Origin of the sequence: Streptomonospora halophila (genome assembly GCF_039542725.1) — a bacterium.
Classification (GTDB): Bacteria; Actinomycetota; Actinomycetes; order Streptosporangiales; family Streptosporangiaceae; genus Streptomonospora; species Streptomonospora halophila.
Genome location: NZ_BAABIK010000050.1, coordinates 1 through 25,128, shown reverse-complemented (window position 1 = coordinate 25,128; position 25,128 = coordinate 1). Strand labels below are relative to the sequence as shown.

Sequence of the window (25,128 nt, the reverse complement as noted above, 5' to 3'; positions counted from 1 at the left end):
TCAAACGGTCGCTGATCGCCTACGACCACTGAAGACATCGGACTCACTCATCTAGACTCGGTGCCGTGGCGACGACGACGCGGTTGAGAGCCCCGACCCACCGGGTTTCCCGGCGATCGGTGCGGATGTGGACGCTGGAAGGCGCCATGGCCGCCGCGGTGCTGCTGGTCCTGCTGTGCGCCGGCGTGTGGGGCCTGCGGTTCGCGTCGTGGGACTGGGTGCCCGGATGGCTGCTGCGCAACGCCTGGTGGCTGCCCGTCCTCTACGCCGCGTACTCCGCGGTCCGCGTCCCGCTCGTGCCCCAGTGGCGCTATCGCGTGCACCGCTGGGAGATCACCGCGGACGTCGTCTACACCCGTACCGGCTGGTTCAGCCGCAAGTGGCAGCTGGTCCCGGTCAGCCGCATCCAGACCGTCGACCACCGCCAGCGCTGGATGGAGCGGATGTTCCGCGTGGCGACGCTGGAGGTGCAGACCGCCTCCCACGCCGGATCCTCCACCATCGAAGGGCTCGACGCCGACGAAGCCCGGCGCATCTCCGAGGAGCTGGCCGCGCGCGCCGCCGAGCTGCGCGACGACGCCACATGAGCCCGTGCCCGCAGCGGGGCGGCTCCGCGGCCCGCCGCCCCCGCGGGCCCGCCGGAGGAGGCAGATGAGCGAGAACGGCCGGTTCGACCGGCAGCGGCCGAGCCCCGAAGGCGCCGACCGCGCCGGCGCCGAGGAGCGGCCCGGGACCGGCGCGGGACCGGGCACCGGCGCGGCCGGGATGCGGGCCGGGGAGCCGGCGGCCCCGGAGGCACCGGAGGGTCCCGACGGACCCGCTGAGACCGCGGCCGCAGCCGCGCCCGAGTCCGAACCCGCCTACCGCCTCAGCCCGCTGACCCTGGTCACCGCGCCGCTGAACTACCTGCGCAGCTACCTGGTCCCCGTCCTGGTGGCGCTGATCGCCGGTACCTTCAGCTTCAACCCCTGGGTGCTGGGCGGCGCCGCCGCGGCGGTCGCCACGATGCTCGCCAGCGGACTCTTCACCTGGTACACGGTGCGCTACCAGGTCGGCGCCGAACGCCTGGAGATCCGGCGCGGCCTGATCGGCCGCTCGCGCCGCTCCATCCCGCTGGAGCGCATCCGCGGCGTCGACATCAGCGCCAACCTCCTCCACCGCATGCTCGGGCTGGCCGTCGTCAAGATCGAGGCCGCCGCCGGGGGAGGGGGCAGCGAGGAGGGCAAGCTCGACGCCGTCACCGCGCAGGAGGCGGAGCGGCTGCGCCGCGTCCTGCTGCGCCGGCGCGCCTACCTGCGCGGCGACTCCGGCGACCTGCCGCGGGCCGAGGGCGCCGCCGAGGTCCGGGCGCCGGCCGAGGGGGAGGAGTCCGACACCGAGGTCTACTTCACCGTCCCGGCGAGCTGGTACCTCTACTCCGTGCTCAGCCTGGGCTACCTGCTGACACCGTTCGTCGCCCTGGCCACGCTCGTCGGCGTCCTCGGCCAGGGGCTGGGCGAGCGGGCCGCGGAGCGGTTCGGCGACCTCGCCCTCGGGATCTACGAACGCGCGAGCGAGATGGCCGTGTCCCTGCTGGTCGCCGGGGCGGTGCTGGCGGTCCTGGTGCTGCTGCTGGCCATGCCGCTGTTCGCGGTGGTCTCCTACACGGTGACGCACTGGCGGTTCACCCTGCGCCGGCGCGGCGACGCGCTCATCGCCGAGCGCGGGATGCTGACCCGGCAGAGCGTGACCCTGGAGAAGCGCCGCATCCGCGGCCACGAGCTGGCGGACAACCCGCTGGAGCGGACGCGATCGGCGGTGCACCTGCGCGCCATCGTCACCGGACTGGGCCAGACCGCAACCCGCGCCATGCTGATGCCGATCGGCCCGCGCAGCCGGGTCGAGGAGGTCGTGGAACACGCGCTCTCGCCCTTCCGGGGCACGCTCGCGCGCCACCCGCGCGCCGCGCTGGGGCGGCGGCTGTTCCGGGCGGTGGCGCCCTTCGCGGTCGCGGCCGCCGCGGCCGCGCTGCTGGCGCCGCCGTGGGTGGCCGGGGTCTTCGCGCTGCTGGCGCTGCTGGGCGTGCCGCTGGGGATCGACCGCTACCGCTCGCTGGGCCACGGCGACGACGGCCGCCAAGTGAGCGTGCGGTCGGGGTCGCTGCGGCGCGTGCAGGCCGTCGTGGTGCGCGACGCCATCATCGGCTGGACCTGGAGGCAGACGCTGTTCCAGCGCCGGGCCGGGCTGGCGGACCTGGAGTTGTCGGTGGGCGCGGGCAGCGGCGGCTACTCCGCGATCGACGCCGGCTTCGCGGAGTCGGCGGCCTTCGCCCGCGGAGTCACCCCGGAGATGGTGCGGCCGTTCCTCGAAGGGGCCGGCCCGGACGCGCCGGCGGCCCCGAGCGGCGCGGGGGCGGATGCGGGCGGCCTCGGCGCCGGCGGCGAGCGGACCGCGAAAGATCAGGGCTGACTGCGCTCGGCGCGCGGCACCGCCCCGGGCGCGGCCGGGTGTCCGCCGCCGGGCGGGCACCCGCCGGCACTCAGTCCGACTTCTTGGACCCGAACATGATCTCGTCCCACGAGGGCACCGAGGCGCGGCGGCCGCGGCCCTTGCGGCGGGGCGATGCGCCGCCTCCCGTGTTCGCCGTCCCGGCGGCCGCGGCCGAGACCGGCGGCTCCTGGCGGCGGGCGGCCGCACGGTCCTGGCGGTCGTCCTGCTCGGCGGCGGGAGCGGGCTCGGGAGCGCGCGCGGACCCCGCCGCCTGGCCCTGCGCAGCGGGGGGCTCGGCGTCGAGCACCGAAGCGCGCCCCGGGGCGGGGCGCTCCGCGCGCTCGGGCCGGCCGGGGTGTTCGGGTTCGCCGGCCGAGGCCGCCGGGGACTCGGCCGGGGGCTCCGGTGCGGGGCGCTCCTCGCGCCGCTGCGGCGCAGCGGGCTCGGGCGGGGTGGCGCGCTCTCCGGGGATCACGTCGTCGGTCGTGATGCGGGAGCGGCCCGCCGCGGGCCGTCGCGGCGCGGCCGGAGGCGCCGGTGCGGGCGGCTCCTCGTAGCGCGGGGGCTCGGCGGGCGGGGTGTCCTGGCGGCCGGTTTCGGGCGCCGCCGGCTCGGGGCGCGCGGGTTCGGGCCGCAGCGGCTCCGGGCGCGCGGGCTCGGGCGCGGGCCCCTGGCGGCGCGGGACGAACGGCGTCACGTTCGCGCTGCCCGGGCCCAGATCCAGGGGCTCGTCGGCCTCAGGGGCGAGGAAGCGCAGCGCCTCGTCGTCGGCCGGGGTGACCGACCTGCGGCGCGGCTCGTAGACCCAGTGGGCCACGCGCTCCTCGCCGCCCACGAGGAAGACGAGCTTGAGCTGCCAGGTGCTGTCCTCGCGCTTCCAGGAGTCCCAGGCCGCGTCGCCGGTCTCCAACTGGTGCGCGCCGATGCGCTCGGTGATCAGATCGCCCAGGTTCGGCCCGGGCGCGGTCTCGCCCTGGCGGCGGACCGATGCCCGCTGCGCCTGCTGGGCCACGTACTCGCGCTCCTGGAGCACGGGGCTCTCGAACCAGCGGACGCGCTCGATCGGGATCCCGGAGAGGTCCGAGATCGCCTCGGCTGTCTCACCCGAGCGGATCCGGGCCTGGATTTCCTTGGGGCGCAACGGATTCTCCACTTCGATCTCGTACTGGCCGAGCCGGGAGAACTGGCCGCGCACGGCAGCGCGGAGACGGTCGTCGACGGGCAGCATGAAACGGGTCCCACGACCGGCACTCGCCAATACCAGGTAAGTGCCGTCCTCGCTGACGGCGGCGAGGCGAAGCTCTTGCATCGCCCTCCCTTTCGCGTCCCGTCGAGGGTAGGTCCTCGGCCATCCCCCACGATCCCAGTCTCATCGGCATCCACGTGTTCGGCCACTACCACGACTGGCATGTCCGAACTGCGTACCTTCCGGGAGGTCGGGGACCGCCCGCCGAGCGCCGGCGTGCTCCTGAACGCCATCGTGGCACGCAGGCGGTCCGGGCTCTGGAGGCGGTGAGCGCTCCGGCCCGGAGCGCTCACCGCCTCTGGCCGATGGTATCCCGGGCAGTCCATACCGGGCCGGGGGGACAAGGCGGACTTTTCGCGGATCCGGCGCGCGGCGGCACGGTCGCGGCCGCGGTCGGCGGCGGCGCGCCGCGGTCGCCGCGCCCCGTCAGCTCAGGCGCCCAGGACCGTGTCCAGGTACTCGTTGGCGAACCGCCGCTCGGGGTCCACCCGGTCGCGGACCGCCTCCGCCTCGGCGAATCGGGGGTAGAGGGCGGCGAGGTCGCCGCTGCCGAGCGAGTGCATCTTGGCCCAGTGCGGGCGGCCCCGGGCGGCGATGAAGACCGCCTCGATCTCGCGGAAGTAGTCGGCGTAGGGCATGCCCCGGTAGACGTGCGCGGCGACATAGGCGGTGTCGCGGCCGTAGGCCGTCGACAGCCACACCGAGTCCGCCGGCGCGAAGCGCACCTCGACCGGGAACCCGATCCGGTGCCGCCCGGAGTCGACGATCCCGCGGATCTCGCCGAGCACGTCGGGCAGCGTCTCGGCGGGGACGGCGTACTCCATCTCGACGAAGCGCACCCGGCGGGTGCTGGCGAAGACGCGATGGGAGGCGTCGGTGTAGGTCCGCGCCGACAGCGCCCGCGCCGAGACCTGGTTGATCGCGGGAATGGCCGCCGGCACGCGCCGCCCCAGCCGGTTGACCGCACCGAAGACGGTGTTGGACAGGAACTCGTCGTCCAGCCAGGCCCGCAGCGGAGACGGCGGCTCGGCCGGGCCCTCGGCGCGGTTGTTGCGCTTGGTGTTGGTGCAGCCGGTGTGCGGGAACCAGAAGAACTCGAAGTGCTCGTTGGCGCTGCGCAGCTCCGGAAGGCGCGCCAGCACCTCCGCCAGGCGCATCGGCTCCTCGCGCGCTCGCAGCAGGAACGCCGGGCGCACCTTCAGCGTCAGCGCGGTCACCACGCCGAAGGCCCCCAGCCCGACCCGCGCGGCCTCGAAGAGGTCGGGCTCGCGCTCGGGCGAGCACTCCACCACCGAGCCGTCGGCCAGCACCAGCTCCATGGCGCAGACCTGCTGGGCGAGCCCGCCGCTGTCGCGGCCGGTGCCGTGCGTGCCCGTCTGGATCGCGCCCGCCGCCGTCTGCACGGCGACGTCGCCCATGTTGGCCAGGGCCAGCCCGCGCGCGTGCAGCGCCTCGTTGAGGTCGCACAGCGGCATGCCCGCCTCGACGGTGACCGTGCCCGCCTCGGCGTCGACGCCGCGCAGCCGCGCCAACCCCGTGGGCGAGAGGAGCAGGCCGTCGGTGACCGCCGCTCCGGTGAAGGAGTGGCCCGACCCCACCATCCGCACCCGCATGCCCTGCTCCGCGGCGCCGCGCACCGCCGCGGACACGGCCCCGGTGCTGGAGGGCGCCGCGATCCTGCGGGGCCGGGCCTGCTGTGTACCGGACCATGTGTGCCACACCACACTGCTCATAGCGCGGCAGACTACCCGGAGGGCGTCCCAGGCGCCTCCGCGGGCCCCGCACGGGCGGCGCCGACCGGTGACACGCGCAACGCGCGGGCGGAGGAGAGCCGCCTCGGGGAGCTGGTTTGATGGAGCCATGCCCTACGAGCCCTACGACGCGTTTCTGCTCGTCTCCTTCGGCGGCCCCGAGGCGAACGAGGACGTCATCCCCTTCCTGGAGAACGTCACCCGCGGCCGGAACATCCCGCGGGAGCGCCTGGCCGAAGTCGGACAGCACTACTACCTCTACGACGGTGTCAGTCCGATCAACCAGCAGTGCCGCGACCTGATATCCGCCGTCCGCGCCGACTTCGCGGGGGCGGGCGTGGACCTGCCGGTCTACTGGGGCAACCGCTTCTGGACCCCCATGCTGGCCGACACCGTCGCGCAGATGGCCCGGGACGGGGTGCGCCGCGCCGTAGCCATGGCGACCTCGGCCTACAGCAACTACTCCAGCCACCGGGCCTACCTGGACGACATCGCCGCCGCCCGTGAGGCCGCGGGGCCCGACGCGCCCGAGATCGAGCTGATCCGCCCGTTCTTCGACCACCCCGGGTTCATCGAGCCGCTGGTCGAGCACACCCGCGACGCGCTCGACCGGCTGCCCGAGGACCAGCGCGCGGGGGCCCGCCTGTTGTTCTCGGCCCACTCCATCCCCACCGCCATGGCAGACGCCAGCGGCGCGCCGGACCACGACCACGGCCCCGGCGGCGCCTACGTCGCCCAGCTCACCGAGGTCGCGCGGCTGGTCGGCGAGCGGCTGGGCGAGGACCACCCCTACGACCTCGTCTACCAGAGCCGCAGCGGCCCGCCCTCCCAGCCGTGGCTGGAGCCCGACGTCGGCGACCGGCTGGCCGAGCTGGCCGATGAGGGTGTCACCGCGGTCGTCGTCGTGCCCTACGGGTTCGTCTCCGACCACATGGAGGTCAAGTACGACCTCGACAACGAGGCCCGCGAGACCGCCCGGAAACTGGGGCTGCACTTCGTGCGCGCGCTGAGTCCCGGCACGCACCCGCGCTTCGTGGCGATGGTGCGCGAACTGGTCGCCGAGCGGGCCTCCGGCGCCGAGCCCTTCGGCCTGACCTCGCTGCCGGCCTGCCACGACTGCCCCGAGGGGTGCTGTCGGCAGCGCTGACCGCTCGGTCGGCCCGACGGCGGCGGACGCGTCCCGATAGGGTCGATTGGACAGGGATATCCGCGGATGTCCCCCACGGGATGCCGCGCAGCGTCCCCAGCCGGCGAGCGGCCGCCGCAGCGGCCGCTCGCGTCGGACGGGGAGGGGCGGCCGAAGGCAGCCGACGGCAGAGGGGAAGTCGCACGACGTGGTTCGCACCTGGTATGACCCCGAGGAGTACGCCGGACTGCGCCGTGTGAACGGCCTGGTCCTGTCACCCGACGGGACACGGCTGATCGCGCCGGTGAGCGAGCTCAAGCCCGACGGGGCGGCCTTCACGACCGCCCTGTGGGAGATCGACCCGGCCGGCGAGGCCGAGCCGCGCCGGCTGACCCGCTCGGCGGCGGGCGAGGGCGGCCCCGCCTTCCTGCCCGACGGCTCGCTGCTGTTCACCTCGGCTCGCCCCGACCCCAACAGCACCGAGTCCGCCGACACCCCCGCCCTGTGGCTGCTGCCCGCGGGCGGCGGCGAGGCCCGCTGCGTGGCCCGGCGCCCCGGCGGGTTCGGCGCCCTGGCCGTCGCGCGCGACGCGGGCACGGTCGCCTACACCTCCGAGGCACTGCCCGGCACCGCCGACGCCGAGGCCGACGCCCTGGCGCGCAAGGCCCGCAAGGACGCCGGGGTCAGCGCCATCCTGCACGAATCCTCCCCGGTGCGCAGCTGGGACCGCGACCTGGGACCGGCGCTTCCGCGGCTGTTCACCGCCGCGGCGCCCGCCGGCGCCGACGCCGGGCTGGGCGAGTCCGCCGACCTCACGCCCGAGCCGGGCGCCGCCCTGTTCGGCCAGGCGCCCGACCTCACGCCCGACGGCGGCACCGTGGTCACCGGCTGGACCGTGCCCGCGGGCCGGGGCGTTCAGCGCGAACAGCTGATGGCCCTGGACGCCGCCACCGGCGAGCGCCGGGTCCTGGCAGCCGAACCCGGCTACGACTTCGGCGCGCCCGCGGTCTCGCCGGACGGCCGCCGCGTCGCCGCGCTCCGCGACTACGACGGCGAGCCCGGCCCCGACGGCGCCACCCGCGAGAGCACGCTGTGGCTGGTGGACCTGGACACCGGCGAGGGCCGCGACCTGCTGGCCGCACACGACCTCTGGCCGCGCGAGCACGTGTGGACGCCCGACTCCTCGGCCGTGCTGTTCACCGCCGACCACCAGGGCCGCTGCCCGGTGTTCCGCGTCGAGGCCGCGACCGGCGAGCTGACCCGCCTCACCCTTGACGACGGCACCTACACCCGGCTCAACCCCGCGCGCAGCGGCGGCGCGCTCTACGCCCTGCGCGACTCCTGGGACGAACCGCCCACGCCCGTGCGCATCGACGACGCCTCGGGCGCGGACGGCGGCAACCCGGTGCGGCTGCGCTCGCCCGAGGCGCCGCTGGAGGTACCCGGCACCCTCACCGAGGTCGAGACCGAGGCCGACGACGGCACCCCCGTGCGCGCCTGGCTCGTGCTGCCCGCCGGCGCCTCGTCCGCATCGCCCGCACCCCTGGTGCTGTGGGTGCACGGCGGGCCCTACATGAGCTTCAACGGGTGGTCCTGGCGGTGGAACCCGTGGCTGCTGGCGGCCCGCGGCTACGCGGTGCTGCTGCCCGACCCGGCGCTGTCCACCGGCTACGGCCCCGAGATGCGCCGCCGGGCACGGGCCTCCTGGGGCGAGCGCACCTTCGCCGACCTCATGGCGATCACCGACGAGGCCGCGGCCCGGGATGACGTGGACGGCACCCGCACGGCCGCGATGGGCGGCTCCTTCGGCGGCTACATGGCCAACTGGATCGCCGGGCACACCGACCGGTTCGCGGCCGTGGTCACCCATGCCTCCCTGTGGGCGCTGGACGCCTTCGCCGGCACGACGGACTACCCGGCGGCCTGGACCGCCGAGTTCGGCGACCCCATGGAGCACCCCGAGCGCTACCGCGCCGCCTCGCCGCACTCCAGTGCCGACCGCATCCGCACGCCCATGCTGGTCATCCACGGCGACAAGGACTACCGGGTGCCCATCGGAGAGGGTCTACGGCTGTGGTGGGACCTCATCAGCCGCGAGGTCGACGCCAAGTTCCTCTACTTCCCCGACGAGAACCACTGGGTGCTGACCCCCGGCAACTCCAGGATCTGGTACGAGACCGTCCTCGCCTTCCTCGACCACCACGTGCTGGGCAAGGAATGGCAGCGGCCGGCGCTGCTGTGAGGGCGCGCGGCCGAGCACGCACGGCTGCGGGCGCGCGGCGCGCCCGGCAGCGACCGACTGCAGGAACGGGGGAGACATGACAGCGAGTCCCACACCGGACCGCGCCGCGCTGCTGGCCCTGGCCGTCGATGCGGCCCAGGAGGGCGGGCGCGCGGCGTCAGAGGGCCAGGCGGGCATCGGCGTGCTCGACACAAAGTCCTCCCCCACCGACGTGGTCACCGAGATGGACCGGTCGGTGGAGGAGCTGATCCGCAAGCGCATCCACGAGGCTCGACCCGGCGACCCCGTGCTGGGCGAGGAGGGCGGCGACGTGGCCGGCGAGGGCGCGGTGCGCTGGATCGTCGACCCCATCGACGGCACCGTCAACTACCTCTACGGGCGGGGTGAATGGGCGGTCTCCATCGCCGCCGAGATCGCCGGCGAAGTGGTGGCCGGTGCCGTGGCCGTGCCCGCCCGGGGCGACGTGTACACCGCCGTTCTCGGCGGGGGAGCGTTCCTCAACGGCGAGCCGCTGCGTGCGGCGACCGCGGTGCCGCTGGAGCTGGCCCTGGTGGCCACGGGCTTCGGCTACGAGTCCCGGCGCCGGGCCCAGCAGGCCGAGGTGCTGCGCACGGTGCTTCCGCGGGTGCGCGACATCCGGCGCGGCGGCTGCGCCTCGGTGGAGCTGTGCGAACTGGCGCACGGCCGCGTCGACGCCTACTACGAGCGCGGGCTCAAACCGTGGGACTGGGGCGCGGCGGCGCTCGTCGCGCAGGAGGCCGGCGCCCGGGTCGGCGGCCTGCACGGCGCGCCGCCCAACCCCGACCTGGTCATCGGGGCGGCCCCGGAGCTCTTCGCCCAGCTGCACGACCTGCTCGCCCCGCTGGGAGCCGACACCGACGGCCCCGCCGCGGACTGAGTCCGGCAGCGCCCGGCCCCGCCGGCAACGCGAAAAAGCGCCTCCGAAGTGCCCGGCACTTCGGAGGCGCTCCTCACGGTTCCCGCGGGGTTGCACACCCCGCCTGGCTCTGCTGCGCGGCCGGTTCCCACCCGACCGGCCACGCGCGCCGCTCCGCAGGCGCCGGGGCCGAGGCGGCGCTCCCGGGACTCACACGCAGCCGGTGTCGACTCCGTTGCGAGCGGCGATGCGGTGGAGGTCCTCCAGCTCCGACGTGTGCACGTCCGCGAGGTCTTCGTCTCCTGCGGCCTGCGCCGCCTGAAGCGACTGGCGGATCTCCTTGATGCGGCCCTTGATCTCCGCGCGGAACTCGCCCATTTCACCTCACATTTCATCGCGTCATTGCAGCACAGCGCCTCGGCGGCACGGTGCGGCGTGACAGGGGACAGCGGTGTCGAGACCGGCGCGACCCGCAGATGACGGCCATACCCACCGGGCGCGCGCCGCCAAACGTCCGTGACCCAGCTGTGATCCCGGCTGTGCCGCGCCTTCGCGGCCCTCGCGTGCGCGTCGCGCGCCGTGGGATACTCGACCACGGAGTCGGCGCCGGCGCGAGCCGGACCGGCGGTGCCCTACACCACATTTCGCGAGGTGCGCCAGGGCTTACTTCTTTCTTATCCTGGATGTGTCAGATTCGAGATGTGCGGGGTGATCGTCGCTGCCGGCGGTTGGGGGATACGCCGGCAGCGACACCCGCGCACAGTCAGGGAGTCGCGCAAGAGGCTGCGGCCCGGCCCGGCCGGGACCGCGCGCCGGCTCCCCAGTGGCTACCCCGGGTTGCCGCGCACCCGCCGCCGGCCTTCGGTCGGCAGGGGATGGGTCCGCTCTTCCGCCGGTCGCGGCGGGGGCGGGGACCGAGTCCACCGCTCAGGTGGCTTACTCCATCCTTATCGGGCGGGTGGGATAACGGATGGTGCAGCCGGGGGTCACAAGCGCCGCTGCCGGTGTGTTGGGGGATGCGCCGGCAGCGGCCCACTCCGGTCGCAGGAAAGCTAAGGACGACGAACTCACAGTGCGCGTACTCGTGGTCGAAGACGAGCAGGTTCTGGCCGACACGGTCGCCGTGGGGCTCCGCCGCGAATCCATGGCCGTCGACGTCGTCTACGACGGCGACAGTGCGCTGGAGCATGTGGGAGTCAACGACTACGACGTCGTCGTCCTCGACCGCGACCTCCCCGGCGTCCACGGCGACGACGTCGCCCGCGACCTGGTCGCCCGCAGCTACACCGGCCGCATCCTGATGCTCACCGCCTCGGTGGAGCTGGAGGACAAGGTCGAGGGCCTGACCCTGGGCGCCGACGACTACATCACCAAGCCCTTCGCCTTCGCCGAGCTCATCGCGCGCGTGCGCGCGCTGGGCCGCCGCGCCGTCCCCCCGCTGCCGCCGGTGCTGCAGCGCAACGGCATCGAGCTGGACCCGGCCAACCACACCGTCGAGCGCGACGGATGCCGGGTCTCGCTGACGCCCAAGGAGTTCGCCGTCCTGGAGGTGCTCATGCGCGCCAACGGCACCGTCGTCAGCGCCGAGGGGCTGCTGGAAAAGGCCTGGGACGAGAACGCCGATCCGTTCACCAACGTCGTCCGGGTCACCGTGATGACCCTGCGCAAGAAGCTCGGCGAGCCCCCGGTCATCCAGACGGTGCCCGGTGCGGGGTACCGGATTTGACGGCGCAGGGCCCTGAGCCGGGCCCCGAGCACGCGGCCGGCCCGGGCGAGGTGGCGCCCACCCCGCCGGGCGACACCGGCACGTGGCGGCGGCTGTCGGCCGAGCCCGCCACCGCCTCGGCGAAGCCGCCGGGCCCGGTCACCGGCGGCGTGCACCGCTTCACCGACAACATCAGCCTGCGCGCGCGGCTCACCCTGATCTACGGGATGCTGTTCTTCGCGGCGGGCTCGCTGCTGGTGCTGCTCAACTACATCATCGTCGCGGGCCTGCTGGACAACCTCAACTTCACGATGCCCAACGCCGACCCGGTCGAGCTGCAGATGCGCAAGACCGAGTTCATCGAGTCGGTACTGGCCGAGATGACACGCTACTCGGTGATCGCGCTGGTGATCGTCGGCCTGCTGGCGGTCGGCCTGGGCTACTTCGTCGCCGGGCGGGCCCTGTCGCCGCTGCACAAGATCACCCGGATCGCCCGGCGGCTCTCCGAGCGGTCCCTGCACGAGCGCATCGCCCTCAGCGGCCCCGACGACGAGATCCGCGAGCTGGCCGACACCTTCGACGGCATGCTGGAGCGCCTCGACCGCGCCTTCGACGGCCAGCGCCGCTTCGTCGCCAACGCGTCCCACGAGCTGCGTACGCCGCTGGCCATCAACCGCACGCTGCTGGAGGTCGCCCTCAGCGACCCCGAGGCCTCGGCCGATCTCAAGACGGTCGGCCGCACCCTGCTGGAGACCAACTCCCGCCACGAGCGGCTCATCGACGGCCTGCTGTTCCTGGCCAAGAGCGACCGCGAGCTCGACGTGCGCACCGCCGTGGACATGGCCGAGGTGCTCGGCTCCGTGCTCAGCCAGCTCGCCGAGGAGCTGGAGAAGGCCGATCTGACCCTGCGCACCGACCTGCGCCCCGCCGCGGTGGTGGGCGACCCCGTCCTGCTGGAGCGCCTGGTCGCCAACCTCGTCGAGAACGGCATGCGCTACAACGCCGCCGACGGTGAGATCACCGTGCGCTCGGGCATCTACGAGGGTTCCCCGGCCATCCAGGTGGAGAACGCCGGCCCGGTCATCGCCGGATACGAGATCGAGGGACTGTTCGAGCCGTTCCGCCGCGCCTCGGGAGACCGCGTCAAGTCCGGGCGCAGCGCCGGGCTGGGCCTGTCCATCGTCCGCTCGGTGGTGCGTGCCCACGGCGCCTCGGTCAGCGTGTGGCCGCGCCAGGGCGGCGGCCTGGTCGTCACCGTTCGGTTCCCCGCCGCCGAGACCGGTGACACGGCCGCCTCCGCGGGCAGGTAGCATCTGGCCGTCCGGACGCCGGGTACTGATCACGAGGTGGGCGAAGATCCTGCGGGACGCGGCTTGCGCGTGATACTCATACGTGTTCTACGACACGACGGCCCCGGGATCGTGGGCGCGCCGAGGGTGGGTATGCTCTCCCGGGCGCGAACGCTGCGGGAATATCTCCCGGAGTACGCGTGTATGTTCTTACCCCGCCTCACGGGCGGCATCGAGCCCGCGCGGCGTGGGGAAAGACGAGGAAATAGGTCGGAATCCCGCGGGCGTTGGGTAGCACATGAGGGCGAGTGGATCGACGGCGCGACGAAGCGCGACCGGTTCTATTCGAAGGGTGCTGCTATGCGGTGCGACTGCACCCGGGAGGGGTCATAGTCCACTTACGCCGGCGCAAGTTTCCAGGCGGCTCGGGCACAAAACGAGGTCCTCAAGCGTTGGAAGCGCGCAACGAGGCATAGAACGAGGGGGATGGAGTTAGCAGAATGGCCACCGATTACGACAGCCCGCGTAAGGCCGACGAAGACATCAACGAGGACAGCCTGCAGGAGCTGCAGGCGCGCCGTGTCGACAAGGGAACCAGCACCATAGACGTCGACCCCGACGAGGTCGCCGAGGGCATGGAGCTGCCCGGTGCTGACCTGTCCGGCGAAGAGCTGGCGGTCCGGGTCCTGCCGCGCCAGGCAGACGAGTTCACCTGCTCGCGCTGCTTCCTGGTACACCACCGCAGTCAGCTGGCCGAGCAGCGGAAGGGGCAGCTGGTCTGCAAGGAGTGCGCCGCCTGAGCCCGGCGGACTCCTTTCCTCAATTGCCTCGAACGGCCTCCGCCGCGGCATGTGATGCGTCTCCGGGAGGGCTCCCGGGGGCGCATCGTCCTTTGCGCACCGAGCGCCCGGCATTGATTTCCGCCTTCCCTTAGCTTTGTAAGCGTCGGGGCCTCCGGCCCCGCGAGCCCCGGGACCGCTCCCGGGGAAAGCCGGGCACACCCGGTAATCCGGGGACACCGCGAATGGGAGGTCGACGTGGCCGAGGACGCTGGAGACCGCGAGGAGACGGGTCCCCGCCCGCAGGCGGGCGGCGACGGCGCCGGTGGAGCCGCGGGCGACGCCGGCTCCACCGCGCCCGGGACCGAGGTCGCCGCGGTCGCCGAGGACGACATCGGAGTCCTGGTGGGCGAGCTCCTCGACGAGGAGGGCGCCGACCCCCGGCGCCGGGCCGGGCTGCTGGGCAGGCTCGCCGCGGCGCTCACCGCCCGCGCGCGTTCGGCGCGCGCCGGCGGCGCCGCGAGCGGCCGGTGGCTGGCCGACGTGTTCGCCAACGAGATCGCACCGCGCATCCCGGTGCGCGACCGCGAGACCCTGATCCGCCACCACTCCGGCCTCGCCGGCGAAGAGCTCGCCGACGCGCTCGTACGCAACGCCGCCCACGCCACGACCGGTGTCGGAGCGGCCGGCGGTGCCCTGGCCGCGGTGCAGTTCACCGCGCCGCCGCTGCTGCTGACGGCGCCGGCCCAGATCGTGGCCGAGACCGTCGTGGTCGCCTCGGTCGAGGTCAAGCTCATCGCCGAGCTGCACGAGGTCTACGGGCAGCCGGCGCCGGGAACGAGCCTGCAGCGCACCACCGGCTACCTCGCCTCGTGGGCGCGCAAGCGCGGGATCGACCCGCTCAGCGCCGCACAGTCGCTTTCGGCGACCCTCGGGGCCGCCGCCAAGGCCGCGCTGCGCCGGAGGCTGCTGCGCACGCTCGGCCGCCACCTGTCGACGCTGGGCCCCTACCTGACCGGCGCCGTCGCCGGAGGGGCGCTCAACCGCGCCGCCACCCGGGCGCTGGCGACGTCGGTGCGCGCCGACCTGCGCGCGCAGGGCCTGCCCCCGGCGTCCGGGCGCGGCGGCGTCGGCGCCGACGGTTCCGCGCGGGAGCTGCCCCGCGGCGGCCGCTGACACAGGCGCCCGCCGGCGGACCGCGCGGGCCCGCCGGTGGGCGCCCGCCCGCGCCCGGCGCGCTCAGTCCACGTCGATCCCCACGACGCCGCTCTGGTGGGCGGCGTCGAAGAACCTGCGGTGGGCGGCGCGCACCGCGAGCACGCGGGTGACCTCCATGCCGATGCCGGTGACCACGGCCCAGCCCAGCGCCTCGCTGAGGCTGACGTCGGGGGACTCCGGCTCTGTGGGCGGCGCCTTGCCGGTGGCCTGGGTCCAGGCGAACGTCAGCGCCTTCCGGGCGACGTAGGCCGCCGCCAGAGCGGTGACGCTGCCGACGACCTGCGCGGCGAACTCACCGTTCCTCTTCTTAGCCATCTGTCGGATCGCTTCCCTTCTAGCCTTCGTGGCCGCGTGGCCGCGCTGCCGCACGCGGCTGACCGCGCGGCCGTGCGCGGCGCTGTGGCCGACCGCCTCCGGCGCGCCGCGATCCGGCGCCGTGCGGATGCGCCTTGCCGGAATCCTTTCATGCCCGGCGCCTGCGCCGCCGCCTGCACGGGGCGCGCCGCACCGGCCGCCCGGGCCGCGGCCGCGAGACCGCGCGAGACGCCGCTGGAACGCTGTCGTGGGCTGTGGAAATCCGGAGCGATCAGGGCCGCCGAACCAATACCATTGGGCCCATGACCAACCGCTCTCGTTCCTTCCGCGTGCCCGACAAGCCTTCGCTCGACGGTATCGAGGCGAAATGGGTCGACGTATGGGACGAGTCCGGCGTCTACCACTTCGACCGCACCAAGAGCCGCTCCGAGATCTACTCGATCGACACCCCCCCGCCCACGGTCTCCGGGTCGCTGCACATCGGCCACGTCTTCTCCTACACCCACACCGACACCGTCGCCCGCTTCCAGCGCATGCGCGGCAAGTCGGTCTTCTACCCGATGGGCTGGGACGACAACGGCCTGCCCACCGAGCGCCGGGTGCAGAACTACTACGGCGTGCGCTGCGACCCCGGGGTCGCCTACGACCCCGCCTTCACGCCGCCGGCCAAGCCCGACCCCAAGCGGCAGGTGCCCGTCTCGCGGCGCAACTTCATCGAGCTGTGCGACCGGCTGACCGCCGAGGACGAGAAGGTCTTCGAGGGCATCTGGCGCCGCTTGGGCCTCAGCGTCGACTGGCGCTACTCCTACGCCACCATCGACGCCGGCGCCCGCGCCACGTCCCAGCGCGCGTTCCTGCGCAACCTCGCGCGCGGCGAGGCCTACATGGCCGAGGCGCCCACGCTGTGGGACGTCACCTTCCGCACCGCCGTCGCCCAGGCCGAGCTCGAGGACCGCGAGCGCACCGGCGCCTTCCACAAGATCGCCTTCCACCGCGACGGCGGCGAGCCGGTCGTCATCGAGACCACCCGGCCCGAGCTCGTCCCCGCCTGCGTCGCCCTGGTGGCCCACCCCGACGACGCCCGTTACCAGGACCTGTTCGGCGGCACCGTGCGCACGCCGGTCTTCGGCGTCGAGGTCCCGGTCATGGCCCACCGCCTGGCCGAGCCCGACAAGGGCTCCGGCATCGCGATGATCTGCACCTTCGGCGACCTCACCGATGTCACCTGGTGGCGCGAGCTGCAGCTGCCCACCCGGCCCGTCGTGGGCTGGGACGGCCGCATCGTCTCCGAGCCGCCCGAGGCCGTCGCCGCGGCCGGCGGCGGCGAGGCCTACGCCCGCCTGGCCGGCGCCACCGTGCACACCGCCCGCGAGCGCATGGTCGAGCTGCTGGGCGAGTCCGGCGACCTGCTCGCCGATCCCGCGCCCACCACCCGCCCGGTGAAGTTCTACGAGAAGGGCGACAAGCCGCTGGAGATCGTCACCACCCGCCAGTGGTACATCCGCAACGGCGGGCGCGACACCTCCGTCCGCGAGGAGCTGCTGGCGCGCGGGCGCGAGCTGAACTGGTACCCCGACCACATGCGCTCGCGCTACGAGCACTGGGTCGAGGGCCTCAACGGCGACTGGCTGATCAGCCGCCAGCGCTTCTTCGGCGTGCCGTTCCCCGTGTGGTATCCGCTCGACGCCGAGGGCAACCCCGACTACGACTCCCCGCTGCTGCCGGACGAGTCGCAGCTGCCGGTCGACCCCAGCTCCGACGTCCCGGCCGGCTACGCCGAGGACCAGCGCGGCGCGCCCGGCGGCTTCACCGGCGACCCCGACATCATGGACACCTGGGCCACCTCGTCGCTGACCCCGCAGGTGGCCGGCGGCTGGGAGCGCGACCCCGACCTCTTCGAGCGCGTCTTCCCGATGGACCTGCGGCCCCAGGGCCAGGACATCATCCGCACCTGGCTGTTCGCCACGGTTGTGCGCTCCCACTTCGAGCACGGCAGTCTGCCCTGGCGGGGCGCGGCCGTCTCCGGGTGGATCCTCGACCCCGACCGCAAGAAGATGTCCAAGTCGAAGGGCAACGTCGTCACGCCCATCGACCTGCTGGAGAAGTACAGCTCCGACGCCATCCGCTACTGGGCCGCCAGCGGGCGGCTCGGCGCCGACACCGCGCTGGACGAGGGCCAGATGAAGGTCGGGCGCCGGCTGGGCATCAAGATCCTCAACGCGAGCAAGTTCGCGCTGTCGGTCGCCGGCGAGGACACGGCGGCGGAGCCGTCCGCGGTCACCGAGCCGCTGGACCGCTCGATGCTCGCCACGCTCGCCGACGTCGTCGAGGACGCCACCGCGGCCTTCCAGGCCTACGACCACACCCGCGCACTGGAGCGCGTCGAGCGGTTCTTCTGGGAGTTCTGCGACGACTACCTGGAGCTGGTCAAGGCCCGCGCCTACGACACCGCCTCGCCCGCCGCCGCCTCGGCCCGCGCGGCCCTGCTGATCGCCCTGTCGGCGCTGCAGCGGCTGTTCGCCCCGTTCCTGCCGTTCGTCGCCGACGAGGTGTGGAGCTGGTGGCACGAGGGCTCGGTGCACGCCGAGTCCTGGCCCGAGGCCGAGGAGTTCCGTGCGGCCGCGCGCGAGGGCGACCCCGCTGTCCTGGCGGCGGCCTCGGAGGTGCTGCGCACGGTCCGCAAGGCCAAGTCCGAGGCCAAGCTCTCCATGCGGGCCGAGATCGAACGCGTCTCGGTGCGCGGCAAGAACGTCAACCACGTGCGTCTGGCGGGTGACGACCTCGCCGCGGCGGGGCGCGCCGCCCGGCTGGACTTCGAGGCCTCCGACGACACCGAGCTTCAGGTCGAGGTCAGCCTGCCCGCGGCCGGGTAGCCGGCGGTCCGCCGCAGCGCCGAGCGACCGGCGTGCGGGGCGGTTCCGCCCCTCCCGCGCGCCGGCGCTCCACGCGGCGTCCGACACAGGCCCCGCACCGCGATAAGCTCGCTCAGTGTGAGTAACGGAAGCCGCAGCGGCGGGGTCGAGGTCCTCATCCGCCGCATCGACCCCGACCTTCCCCTGCCGGCCTACGCCCACCCCGGCGACGCGGGCGCGGACCTCGTCACCGCCGAGGACGTGGTCGTCGAACCGGGTCGGCGGGCGGTGGTCGGCACCGGAATCGCCATCGCGCTGCCCGAGGGCTACGCCGCCTTCGTGCACCCCCGTTCGGGCTTGGCGGCCCGGTGCGGACTGACCCTCGTCAACGCGCCCGGCACCGTCGACGCCGGCTACCGCGGCGAGGTGCGGGTGACCCTGCTCAACACGGACACGGAGACCCCGGTCGAGCTCACCCGCGGAGACCGCGTCGCCCAGCTGGTCGTCCAGCGTGTGGAGCGGGCGCTGTTCCGCGAAGCCGATGTGCTCCCGGACTCCGTGCGCGGCGCGGACGGATTCGGTTCCACGGGCGGCCACGCGGCGCGCACTTGACGACGACGAGCACTCCCGGCACCAGATCCGCCGGGGACGACGAAGCGGGAGAGGTGTAAGGCGTGTTCGGACGCCGACGCAAGAAGAAGGACGGCGAGGGCGCCGACGGCACCGCCGCGACCGCCGGCGCGGCCGGCTCCGAGGCCGACTTCGCGGGTCGGCCCGAGGACCCGCCGGAGCCGGAGAAGGAGGCCGACCGCCACCGCAGCGACGGTCCGTGGGACTCGGCCGAGGAGGCACCCGAGGCCCAGCGCATGGACCTGGGGTCGGTGCGGATCCCGGTGCGCTCGGGCATCGAGATCCAGGTGAACGTCGCTCCCCAGCAGAACCGCATCATCGGGGTCACGCTGCGCACGCAGCGCTCGGCGCTGCAGGTGCAGCCCTTCGCCGCGCCCAAGTCCAGCGGAGTCTGGGCCGACATGCGCGAGGAACTGCGCTCCCAGGTGACCTCCCAGGGCGGCAAGGTCGAGGACTTCGACGGCACCTTCGGCCCGGAGCTGCGGGCGGTCGTGCCCGTCGCCGGCAAGAAGAACGAGCAGGGCCAGCAGATGGGCGAGCGGGTGCGCTTCATCGGCGTCGACGGTCCCCGGTGGGTGCTGCACGGCGTCATCCGCGGCGAGGGCGCGTCCAAGCCCCAGGCGATGGCCGAGGTCGAGGAGCTGTTCCAGCAGATCGTGGTCGTGCGCGGCGACAGCCCGGCGCCCCCGCGCGAGATGCTGCCGATCGTCGTGCCCCAGGAGATCCAGCAGTCCATGGCCCAGGCGGCGGACCAGCGCAAGCGCAGCGCCGGCAACGGCCAGGCCGACGAGGGCGGCGGCGGAGCCGAGTCCTAGGCCGCCGGCGGAGCACCGCCGCCCCGGGCCGCGGCCGGTGCCGCCGCCGTGCCGGGCGCGGGTGCGTCCGCTCGGGGCACCGGGCCGGGTGGCCCGGCCCACGGCGGCCGCTGCGGCCGGGTCCGCAGTCCGCAGCGCCCGGAGCCCTGCGCAGAGCCCGATCGGTCGCGCCGCCGATCCCCGCCGGTTCCGCGGCGCGCGCGCCGGACGCCGGAGCCCGAGCCACCGGCGGGCGGCGATCGGCCGCCCCGCATGCCCGCGGCCGGTCCTGCGGAAATCCGCGTGCCGCGGCGGGTGGGCGCGTCTAGGGTGTGCGGATGCTGATCAGACGAGAGACCGCCGCGGACGAGGCGGCGGTGCGTGCGGTGATCGCCTCCGCCTTCGCCGCGAACGTTCCCGCCGGAGCCCCGGACGGTACCGAACCGGTCGAGGCGGTCCTGCTGGGGCGGCTGCGCCGGGACGCCGGCTGGCTGCCGGAGTACTCGCTGGCGGCCGTCGAGGGGACCGGGGCCGGCGCCCCGGCGGATCCCGTCGGCGGCGGGCCGGTGGTCGGCCACGTGGTGTGCACCCGCGGGTACGTGGGCACGACCGCGGCGCTGGGGCTGGGGCCGATCGGCGTAGCGCCCGGCTGCCAGGGCCGCGGAATCGGATCCGCCCTGATGCACGCCGTGCTGGGCGCGGCCGACGCCCGGTCGGAGCCGCTCGTCGCACTCCTCGGCGAGCCCGGCTACTATCGCCGCTTCGGTTTCCGCCCGGCGGCGGAGCTCGGCGTGGTAGCGCCCGATCCGGCCTGGGGCGACTACTTCCAGGTGCGTCCGCTGAGCGCCTACGACACCGCGCACCGCGGCGCGTTCCGCTACGCCGCCCCCTTCGACCGGCTGGCCGGGTAGGCGCCGCGCGGCGGAGCCGTCACTCCCGGGCCGGTCCCGGATCGCTCGGTGCGGCGACCGCTCCCAGGAACAGCACCGCCTGCCGGCGGCGCAGCACGAAGGCGAACGGGCGGTCCACGGCGAAGCGGACCGGCCTGTCGGCCACGGCCGCGACGGTGCGCATCACGACCGCTGTCGCGGCCGCCCCTTCGGCGCCCTTCTCGTCGACCCGCAGCACCGCCTCGTGCACCGCCTCGTCGATGCGCAGCGGGCGCGGCGAGATCCCCGAGAGGTCCGCCCGGTCGCTGAACGCGGTGGCGACGCCGGTTTCGGCCAGGGGCGCCGACAGCGCCGTGCGGGTGCGCGCCTCGAAGCGCGGCAGCCAGAGGTCGACCTCGGTCGGTGCGGCCGCGCGGTAGAGCGCCGAGAGCGCTTCGGGAGCCGGTGCGGTGCCCAGCGCCGGGGCGTCGGGAATCAGCACGTCCAGCGCGAGGTCGTCGGCCGCGGGCAGGGTCGCCATCCGCCAGCCGGCGGCCGCCGCGTAGGGGCGGCGGCCGCGGCGGCGCATCATGGGCACGCGGCGTTCGCCCGAGGGCGTGTGGAAGGGCGTGGGCTCCGTCGCGTCGGGGTCGAAGGGGTCGGACCAGCGCAGCCGCACCCACAGGGCGTTGAGCAGCAGCGCCTGGGCGGATGCGCGTACGTCACCGGGCAGCAGGAGTTCCTCGATCATGCCGCGGGTGGTCTTCGCGGCCTCGGCGTTGGCCTCGCGGCGCACGCGCTCGGGGTCGTTCGCGAAGTCGGCCGTGCGCACCGCCGCGTCGGGCCGCGCGCGCACGGCGGCCTCGAACTCCGCGTTCAGTTCCAGATCGCTGCGGATCCACAGGGAGGTCGCGGCGGCCAGATCCGGTCCGTCGGAGACCGCGTCGTCCAAGGCGGCGAGGTGGCCCCTGATGTCGCGGCCGAGCAGGGCCTCGAACTCGCGCCGCGTGGCGCCGCGCGCACCGGTGGCCACCAGCCCCAGAGCACCGGCCACCGACAGCGGCGACCAGGCGTGCTCCGGTGTTCGGGATCCGGCCAGCGCGGCGTTGAGCCGCAGCGCGAAGTCGAGGTGGTCGGGGCGCAGGGACACGGTCATGGCGCACGCTCCAGGTTCCCCGGCGGGCGGGCCGCCGGTCGGCTCTGCGGCCAGGCTAGCGCTCGCGGCGGCGCCCGCACCGCGGATGGCGGTGGGCGCCGGCGAGGCCGCGGTGGGCGGGGTCGATCGTTGCAATGGATGGCACACCAGTATTGACGGGAGATTTCCGGGAGCCTAATCTGAGCCTCCAACTGGATGGGAAGCGCTTTCCGTAAATCGTTTTAATAACCGGGTGAATCGAGCGGCGAAGAAGGGCGGTCACCACCATGGTGCAGTGGACGGGCGGTGCGGCGAGGTCTGCCGCCGCGGTAGCGATGGTCCTCGGGCTGGCGGCGACCGGCTGCGGGGGAGGCGAGGGCGGCGGGTCTCCGGAGATCCGCTACTCCTGGTGGGGCAATGCCGAGCGGGCCGAGATGATGCGCGAGGCCATCGCCCTGTTCGAGGAGGAGCACCCCGACATCACGGTCACCCCGACCTTCTCCGAGTACGACACCTACTGGGAGAAGCTCTCCACGCAGGTCGCCGGCGGCGGGATGCCCGACGTGCTGCAGATGGACAACGCCTACCTGCGCGAGTACAGCGACCGCGGCGTGCTGCTCGACCTCAAGCAGCACAAGCAGAGCCTCGACACGAGCGGGCTGCTGGAGGGGCTGAGCACGGCCGGCGTCATCGACGGCGCCCGCTACGGCGTGCCCATCGGCGGCAACACGTTCTCCCTCGTCTACGCCCCCGAGCTGTTCGACGAGGCGGGCGCGCCCATGCCCGAGGACGGCTGGACCTGGCAGGAGTACGACGAGGCGCTGACGGCGGTCAGCGAGCACACCGGAGGCGACCTCTACGGAGCCTCCGACTACACCGGGCTGATCTGGGTGCTGGAGGCCCAGCTGCGCCAGGAGGGCGGCGAGCTGTTCACCGACAGCGGCGAGCTCGGGTTCGGCCGGGACCGCCTCGCCGAGTTCTGGGAGAGCGCCGCCGGGCTGCGCGAGGACGGCGCCGTGGTGCCCGCCGACGAGGCGGAGCAGGTCAAGCCGCTCGCCCCGCTGGGCGCCAACCTGTCGGCTTCGGAGTTCACCTGGGACAACATGCTCACCCGCTACGTCGAGGAGTCCGACCTGGACCTCGAACTGGCGCCGCTGCCCACCGACTCCGGCGACTCCGGGCAGTACCTCAAGCCATCGATGCTGCTGTCGGCCTCGGCCCAGACCGGCAACCCCGACGCGGCGGCCAAGCTGGTCGACTTCATGATCAACGACCCCCGCGTCGCCGAGATCTTCGGCGGCAACCGCGGCATCCCGGCCACCGAGGGCCAGCGCGAGGCCATCGACTACACCGAGGTCGACCAGGCCATCGTCGACTACGAGGACGACCGCATGTCCGACCTGCAGGAGGCGCCCCCCGCACCCCCGGCCGGCGCCGGCGCCCTGGAGACCGAGTTCATCCGGCTCTCCGAAGAGGTGCACCACGGGCAGATGAGCCCGGACGAGGCCGCCGGCGAGTTCGTGTCCTTCGCCGAGCGCACCCTGAGCTCCTGACGCGGCGACAAGGAGACCGCTGATGGTCCGGACGGCCCAGGGCACCCCGAGCTCCCACAGCTCCGGCGACCCCGCCGCACCGCCCGCGGCCCCGACCCCCGCGAAACGGGCGCGGCGGCTGCGCCGCGGCCGGGAGGGCGCCGCGGGCTACGCCTTCCTCTCCCCGTGGATCCTCGGGTTCCTCGGGCTGACGCTGGGGCCGATGCTGGCCTCGCTCTATCTGTCCTTCACCGACTACAACCTGTTCACCGCGCCCTCCTGGGTGGGCCTGGACAACTACCGGCGGCTGTTCGGCGACGACCAGTGGCTCCAGTCGATCAGGGTTACCGCCGCCTACGTGGTGCTGGCGGTGCCGCTGAAGCTGGCGCTGGCACTGGCGGTGGCCATGCTGCTCGCGTCGCCGCACCGCGGCCAGGGGCTGTACCGCTCGGCGTTCTACGCGCCCTCGCTGCTGGGCGCCAGCGTGAGCGTGGCGCTGGTGTGGCGGGCGCTGTTCTCCGACGACGCGGTGGTGGACCGCATCCTGCGCTCGGTGGGGATCGAGACCGGCGGCTGGGTGGGCAACCCCGACTTCGCGCTGCTGCTGCTGGTGCTGCTGGCGGTGTGGCAGTTCGGGGCGCCGATGGTGATCTTCCTGGCCGGACTCAAGCAGGTGCCCAACCAGTACTACGAGGCCGCCGAGGTGGACGGCGCCGGATGGTGGCACCGGTTCCGCAACATTACCCTGCCGATGATCTCGCCGGTGCTGTTCTTCAACCTGCTGCTGGAGACGGTCAACTCCTTCCAGGTGTTCACCGCCTCGTTCGTGATCAGCGGCGGCACCGGCGGTCCCGCCGGTTCCACTCTGATCTACACGCTCTACCTGTACCAGCAGGGGTTCACCCACTACCAGATGGGCTACGCCTCGGCGATGGCCTGGATGCTGATCCTCGGGGCGGGGCTGGTGGTCGCCGCCCTGTTCCGGATGTCGCGGACGATGGTGTTCTACTCCGGAGACGAGGGCCGATGAGATCCTCCGCCGCTACCTGGCCCCGGCGCGTGCTCTGGCACGCCCTGGCACTGGCGCTGCTGGGGCTGATCATGTACCCCCTGGTGTGGGTGGCGGGCGCGTCGGCCACCCCCACCAACGACATCGTCGGCAACACGCAGCTGCTGCCGGCCCGGCCGGTCGCCGACAACTTCGCCCGCGCCATGGAGGGCATGGCCGGCATCTCCGTCTGGCGGTTCCTGTACAACTCGCTGCTGCTGGCGGTGCTCACGGTCGCGGGCACGGTGGCGTCCTCGGCGCTGGCCGCCTACGCCTTCGCCCGGCTGCGGTTCCGCGGGCGCAACGCGATGTTCGTGCTGATGATCGGCACCCTGCTGATGCCCTTCCACGCGGTCATCATCCCGCAGTACATCATCTTCCAGCAGCTGGGCCTGGTCGACACCTACGTCCCGCTGCTGCTGGGCAAGTTCCTGGCCACCGAGGCGTTCTTCGTCTTCCTCATGGTGCAGTTCATGCGCCAGCTGCCCCGCGAGCTGGACCAGGCCGCCCGGATCGACGGCTGCGGGTACTGGGGAATCTTCTGGCACGTCATCGCCCCGCTGTCGCGGCCGGCGTTCGGCACGGCGGCGATCTTCGCCTTCATCTGGAGCTGGAACGACCTGTTCGCGCCGCTGATCTACCTCAACACCCCCGAGAAGTTCCCGATCCCGCTGGCCCTGCGGATGTACGCCGACCAGACGAGCACCTCCGACTTCGGCGCGATGATCGCCATGTCGGTGATCGCGCTGGTCCCGGTCGTGCTGTTCTTCCTCGCCTTCCAGCGCCTGCTGGTGCAGGGCATGGCCACGACCGGGCTGAAGGGGTGACGGCGATGGCGGGCGGCAGGGCGGCCGGTGCGTCGCCGGCGGTCTCGCGGGCGGTGCTGTTCGGGGAGTGCCTGCTGACCGGGGTGCTCACCCTGGCCGCGGGTCTGGCACTGGTCACCCTGCCCGCGGCGCTGGCGGCCGGGAGCGCGCACGTGCGCGCCCACACCGACGGGGAGGGCGGCACCGGTGTCGCCGACTACGCCGGCCGGCTGCGCGCAGCCTGGGCGGGCTCCTGGAAGGCGGGGCTGGCCGGCGCCGGGCTGAGCGCGGTGCTCGCGGCCGACGCGCTGATCGTGGCGGCCTTCGATCCGCCCGGGGGAGCGGCGGCCCTGGCCGGCTGCGCCGTGGCGGGCACCGCAGCCCGCATGCCCCTGCTGCGCGCGGCGGCCGCGTGGCGGCCCGGCGGCGCCTGGCGCGGCGCGCT

21 protein-coding genes and 1 pseudogene are annotated in these 25,128 nt (G+C 73.9%); 17 read left to right on the top strand and 5 right to left on the bottom strand.

Features of this window, described 5'->3' with window-relative positions:
* Positions 1-65 precede the first annotated feature (65 nt).
* Together ABEA15_RS24540 and ABEA15_RS24535 are read left to right on the top strand one after the other, a co-directional pair.
* Complete coding sequence (locus ABEA15_RS24540; RefSeq protein ID WP_344146590.1) at positions 66-587, top strand: PH domain-containing protein; 522 nt, start codon at positions 66-68, stop codon at positions 585-587.
* A gap of 64 nt (positions 588-651) precedes the next feature.
* Positions 652-2,448 (top strand): PH domain-containing protein, encoded by a 1,797-nt coding sequence (locus ABEA15_RS24535; protein ID WP_345559375.1) that lies wholly within the window; start codon positions 652-654, stop codon positions 2,446-2,448.
* Positions 2,449-2,518: 70 nt separating this feature from the next.
* Here ABEA15_RS24535 and sepH read toward each other — a convergent pair whose 3' ends face one another.
* Together sepH and ABEA15_RS24525 are read right to left on the bottom strand one after the other, a co-directional pair.
* On the bottom strand, positions 2,519-3,778 hold the full coding sequence (sepH, locus tag ABEA15_RS24530) for a septation protein SepH (protein WP_345559373.1): 1,260 nt from the start codon (positions 3,776-3,778) through the stop codon (positions 2,519-2,521).
* Positions 3,779-4,146: 368 nt separating this feature from the next.
* The gene (locus ABEA15_RS24525; protein ID WP_345559371.1) at positions 4,147-5,448 is read right to left on the bottom strand and encodes a D-arabinono-1,4-lactone oxidase; all 1,302 of its coding nucleotides are present in this window, start codon (positions 5,446-5,448) and stop codon (positions 4,147-4,149) included.
* Between the two features lie 127 nt (positions 5,449-5,575).
* Between ABEA15_RS24525 and ABEA15_RS24520 the strand changes: the two genes are divergently transcribed.
* From ABEA15_RS24520 to ABEA15_RS24510, 3 genes are all read left to right on the top strand, one after another.
* Positions 5,576-6,613, top strand: coding sequence for a ferrochelatase (locus tag ABEA15_RS24520; RefSeq protein ID WP_345559369.1), 1,038 nt, complete (start codon positions 5,576-5,578; stop codon positions 6,611-6,613).
* A gap of 187 nt (positions 6,614-6,800) precedes the next feature.
* Positions 6,801-8,834, top strand: a complete 2,034-nt coding sequence (locus ABEA15_RS24515) for a S9 family peptidase (RefSeq protein WP_345559367.1) — start codon at positions 6,801-6,803, stop codon at positions 8,832-8,834.
* Positions 8,835-8,910: 76 nt separating this feature from the next.
* Entirely contained in the window at positions 8,911-9,732 is an 822-nt protein-coding gene (locus ABEA15_RS24510; RefSeq protein ID WP_344146608.1) for an inositol monophosphatase family protein, read from the top strand.
* Between the two features lie 189 nt (positions 9,733-9,921).
* On the opposite strand, the gene ABEA15_RS24505 is transcribed toward ABEA15_RS24510, so the two are convergent.
* Positions 9,922-10,089, bottom strand: coding sequence for a hypothetical protein (locus ABEA15_RS24505; RefSeq protein ID WP_311545472.1), 168 nt, complete (start codon positions 10,087-10,089; stop codon positions 9,922-9,924).
* A 694-nt stretch (positions 10,090-10,783) separates the two neighbouring features.
* Between ABEA15_RS24505 and ABEA15_RS24500 the strand changes: the two genes are divergently transcribed.
* From ABEA15_RS24500 to ABEA15_RS24485, 4 genes are all read left to right on the top strand, one after another.
* Positions 10,784-11,437, top strand: a complete 654-nt coding sequence (locus ABEA15_RS24500; protein WP_345559364.1) for a response regulator transcription factor — start codon at positions 10,784-10,786, stop codon at positions 11,435-11,437.
* Complete coding sequence (locus tag ABEA15_RS24495; RefSeq protein WP_344146616.1) at positions 11,434-12,726, top strand: sensor histidine kinase; 1,293 nt, start codon at positions 11,434-11,436, stop codon at positions 12,724-12,726. The genes ABEA15_RS24500 and ABEA15_RS24495 overlap by 4 nt, the downstream gene beginning before the upstream one ends.
* 479 nt (positions 12,727-13,205) lie before the next feature.
* Positions 13,206-13,505, top strand: a complete 300-nt coding sequence (locus ABEA15_RS24490; RefSeq protein WP_040270202.1) for a DUF4193 domain-containing protein — start codon at positions 13,206-13,208, stop codon at positions 13,503-13,505.
* A gap of 237 nt (positions 13,506-13,742) precedes the next feature.
* Positions 13,743-14,660 (top strand): hypothetical protein, encoded by a 918-nt coding sequence (locus ABEA15_RS24485; protein WP_345559362.1) that lies wholly within the window; start codon positions 13,743-13,745, stop codon positions 14,658-14,660.
* A 63-nt stretch (positions 14,661-14,723) separates the two neighbouring features.
* Here ABEA15_RS24485 and ABEA15_RS24480 read toward each other — a convergent pair whose 3' ends face one another.
* Positions 14,724-15,017: a DUF4235 domain-containing protein gene (locus ABEA15_RS24480; protein ID WP_344146625.1), complete on the bottom strand. Its 294-nt coding sequence runs from the start codon at positions 15,015-15,017 to the stop codon at positions 14,724-14,726.
* Positions 15,018-15,319: 302 nt separating this feature from the next.
* Here ABEA15_RS24480 and valS point away from each other — a divergent pair, with 302 nt between their 5' ends.
* The 4 genes from valS (at position 15,320) to ABEA15_RS24460 (ending at position 20,204) form a co-directional block, all read left to right on the top strand.
* Positions 15,320-17,890 carry a valine--tRNA ligase gene (gene valS / locus ABEA15_RS24475; protein WP_345559360.1) on the top strand — a complete coding sequence of 857 codons (2,571 nt, stop codon included), beginning with the start codon at positions 15,320-15,322 and terminating at the stop codon, positions 17,888-17,890.
* A 117-nt stretch (positions 17,891-18,007) separates the two neighbouring features.
* Positions 18,008-18,481: a dUTP diphosphatase gene (dut, locus tag ABEA15_RS24470; RefSeq protein ID WP_344146631.1), complete on the top strand. Its 474-nt coding sequence runs from the start codon at positions 18,008-18,010 to the stop codon at positions 18,479-18,481.
* Between the two features lie 62 nt (positions 18,482-18,543).
* The gene (locus ABEA15_RS24465; protein WP_345559358.1) at positions 18,544-19,314 is read left to right on the top strand and encodes a DUF3710 domain-containing protein; all 771 of its coding nucleotides are present in this window, start codon (positions 18,544-18,546) and stop codon (positions 19,312-19,314) included.
* Positions 19,315-19,631: 317 nt separating this feature from the next.
* Positions 19,632-20,204: a GNAT family N-acetyltransferase gene (locus tag ABEA15_RS24460; RefSeq protein ID WP_345559356.1), complete on the top strand. Its 573-nt coding sequence runs from the start codon at positions 19,632-19,634 to the stop codon at positions 20,202-20,204.
* A 19-nt stretch (positions 20,205-20,223) separates the two neighbouring features.
* On the opposite strand, the gene ABEA15_RS24455 is transcribed toward ABEA15_RS24460, so the two are convergent.
* Positions 20,224-21,318 (bottom strand): serpin family protein, encoded by a 1,095-nt coding sequence (locus ABEA15_RS24455; protein WP_345559354.1) that lies wholly within the window; start codon positions 21,316-21,318, stop codon positions 20,224-20,226.
* 266 nt (positions 21,319-21,584) lie between these two features.
* Between ABEA15_RS24455 and ABEA15_RS24450 the strand changes: the two genes are divergently transcribed.
* From ABEA15_RS24450 to ABEA15_RS24435, 4 genes and pseudogenes are all read left to right on the top strand, one after another.
* Positions 21,585-22,850, top strand: a complete 1,266-nt coding sequence (locus ABEA15_RS24450; protein ID WP_345559352.1) for an extracellular solute-binding protein — start codon at positions 21,585-21,587, stop codon at positions 22,848-22,850.
* A gap of 22 nt (positions 22,851-22,872) precedes the next feature.
* On the top strand, positions 22,873-23,859 hold the full coding sequence (locus tag ABEA15_RS24445; protein ID WP_345559350.1) for a carbohydrate ABC transporter permease: 987 nt from the start codon (positions 22,873-22,875) through the stop codon (positions 23,857-23,859).
* Entirely contained in the window at positions 23,856-24,704 is an 849-nt protein-coding gene (locus tag ABEA15_RS24440) for a carbohydrate ABC transporter permease (RefSeq protein ID WP_345559348.1), read from the top strand. Before ABEA15_RS24445 ends, ABEA15_RS24440 begins: the two co-directional genes overlap by 4 nt.
* Before the next feature lie 5 nt (positions 24,705-24,709).
* Positions 24,710-25,128: pseudogene (locus tag ABEA15_RS24435) on the top strand (hypothetical protein); the annotation flags it as partial.

Coding starts and splice junctions, on each gene's coding strand:
- ABEA15_RS24535 (WP_345559375.1), top strand. CDS start 652: ATGAGCGAGAACGGCCGGTTCGACCGGCAGCGGCCGAGCCCCGAAGGC.
- sepH (WP_345559373.1), bottom strand. CDS start 3,778: ATGCAAGAGCTTCGCCTCGCCGCCGTCAGCGAGGACGGCACTTACCTG.
- ABEA15_RS24525 (WP_345559371.1), bottom strand. CDS start 5,448: ATGAGCAGTGTGGTGTGGCACACATGGTCCGGTACACAGCAGGCCCGG.
- ABEA15_RS24520 (WP_345559369.1), top strand. CDS start 5,576: ATGCCCTACGAGCCCTACGACGCGTTTCTGCTCGTCTCCTTCGGCGGC.
- ABEA15_RS24510 (WP_344146608.1), top strand. CDS start 8,911: ATGACAGCGAGTCCCACACCGGACCGCGCCGCGCTGCTGGCCCTGGCC.
- ABEA15_RS24505 (WP_311545472.1), bottom strand. CDS start 10,089: ATGGGCGAGTTCCGCGCGGAGATCAAGGGCCGCATCAAGGAGATCCGC.
- ABEA15_RS24490 (WP_040270202.1), top strand. CDS start 13,206: ATGGCCACCGATTACGACAGCCCGCGTAAGGCCGACGAAGACATCAAC.
- ABEA15_RS24480 (WP_344146625.1), bottom strand. CDS start 15,017: ATGGCTAAGAAGAGGAACGGTGAGTTCGCCGCGCAGGTCGTCGGCAGC.
- valS (WP_345559360.1), top strand. CDS start 15,320: ATGACCAACCGCTCTCGTTCCTTCCGCGTGCCCGACAAGCCTTCGCTC.
- ABEA15_RS24460 (WP_345559356.1), top strand. CDS start 19,632: ATGCTGATCAGACGAGAGACCGCCGCGGACGAGGCGGCGGTGCGTGCG.
- ABEA15_RS24455 (WP_345559354.1), bottom strand. CDS start 21,318: ATGACCGTGTCCCTGCGCCCCGACCACCTCGACTTCGCGCTGCGGCTC.
- ABEA15_RS24450 (WP_345559352.1), top strand. CDS start 21,585: ATGGTGCAGTGGACGGGCGGTGCGGCGAGGTCTGCCGCCGCGGTAGCG.
- ABEA15_RS24445 (WP_345559350.1), top strand. CDS start 22,873: ATGGTCCGGACGGCCCAGGGCACCCCGAGCTCCCACAGCTCCGGCGAC.
- ABEA15_RS24440 (WP_345559348.1), top strand. CDS start 23,856: ATGAGATCCTCCGCCGCTACCTGGCCCCGGCGCGTGCTCTGGCACGCC.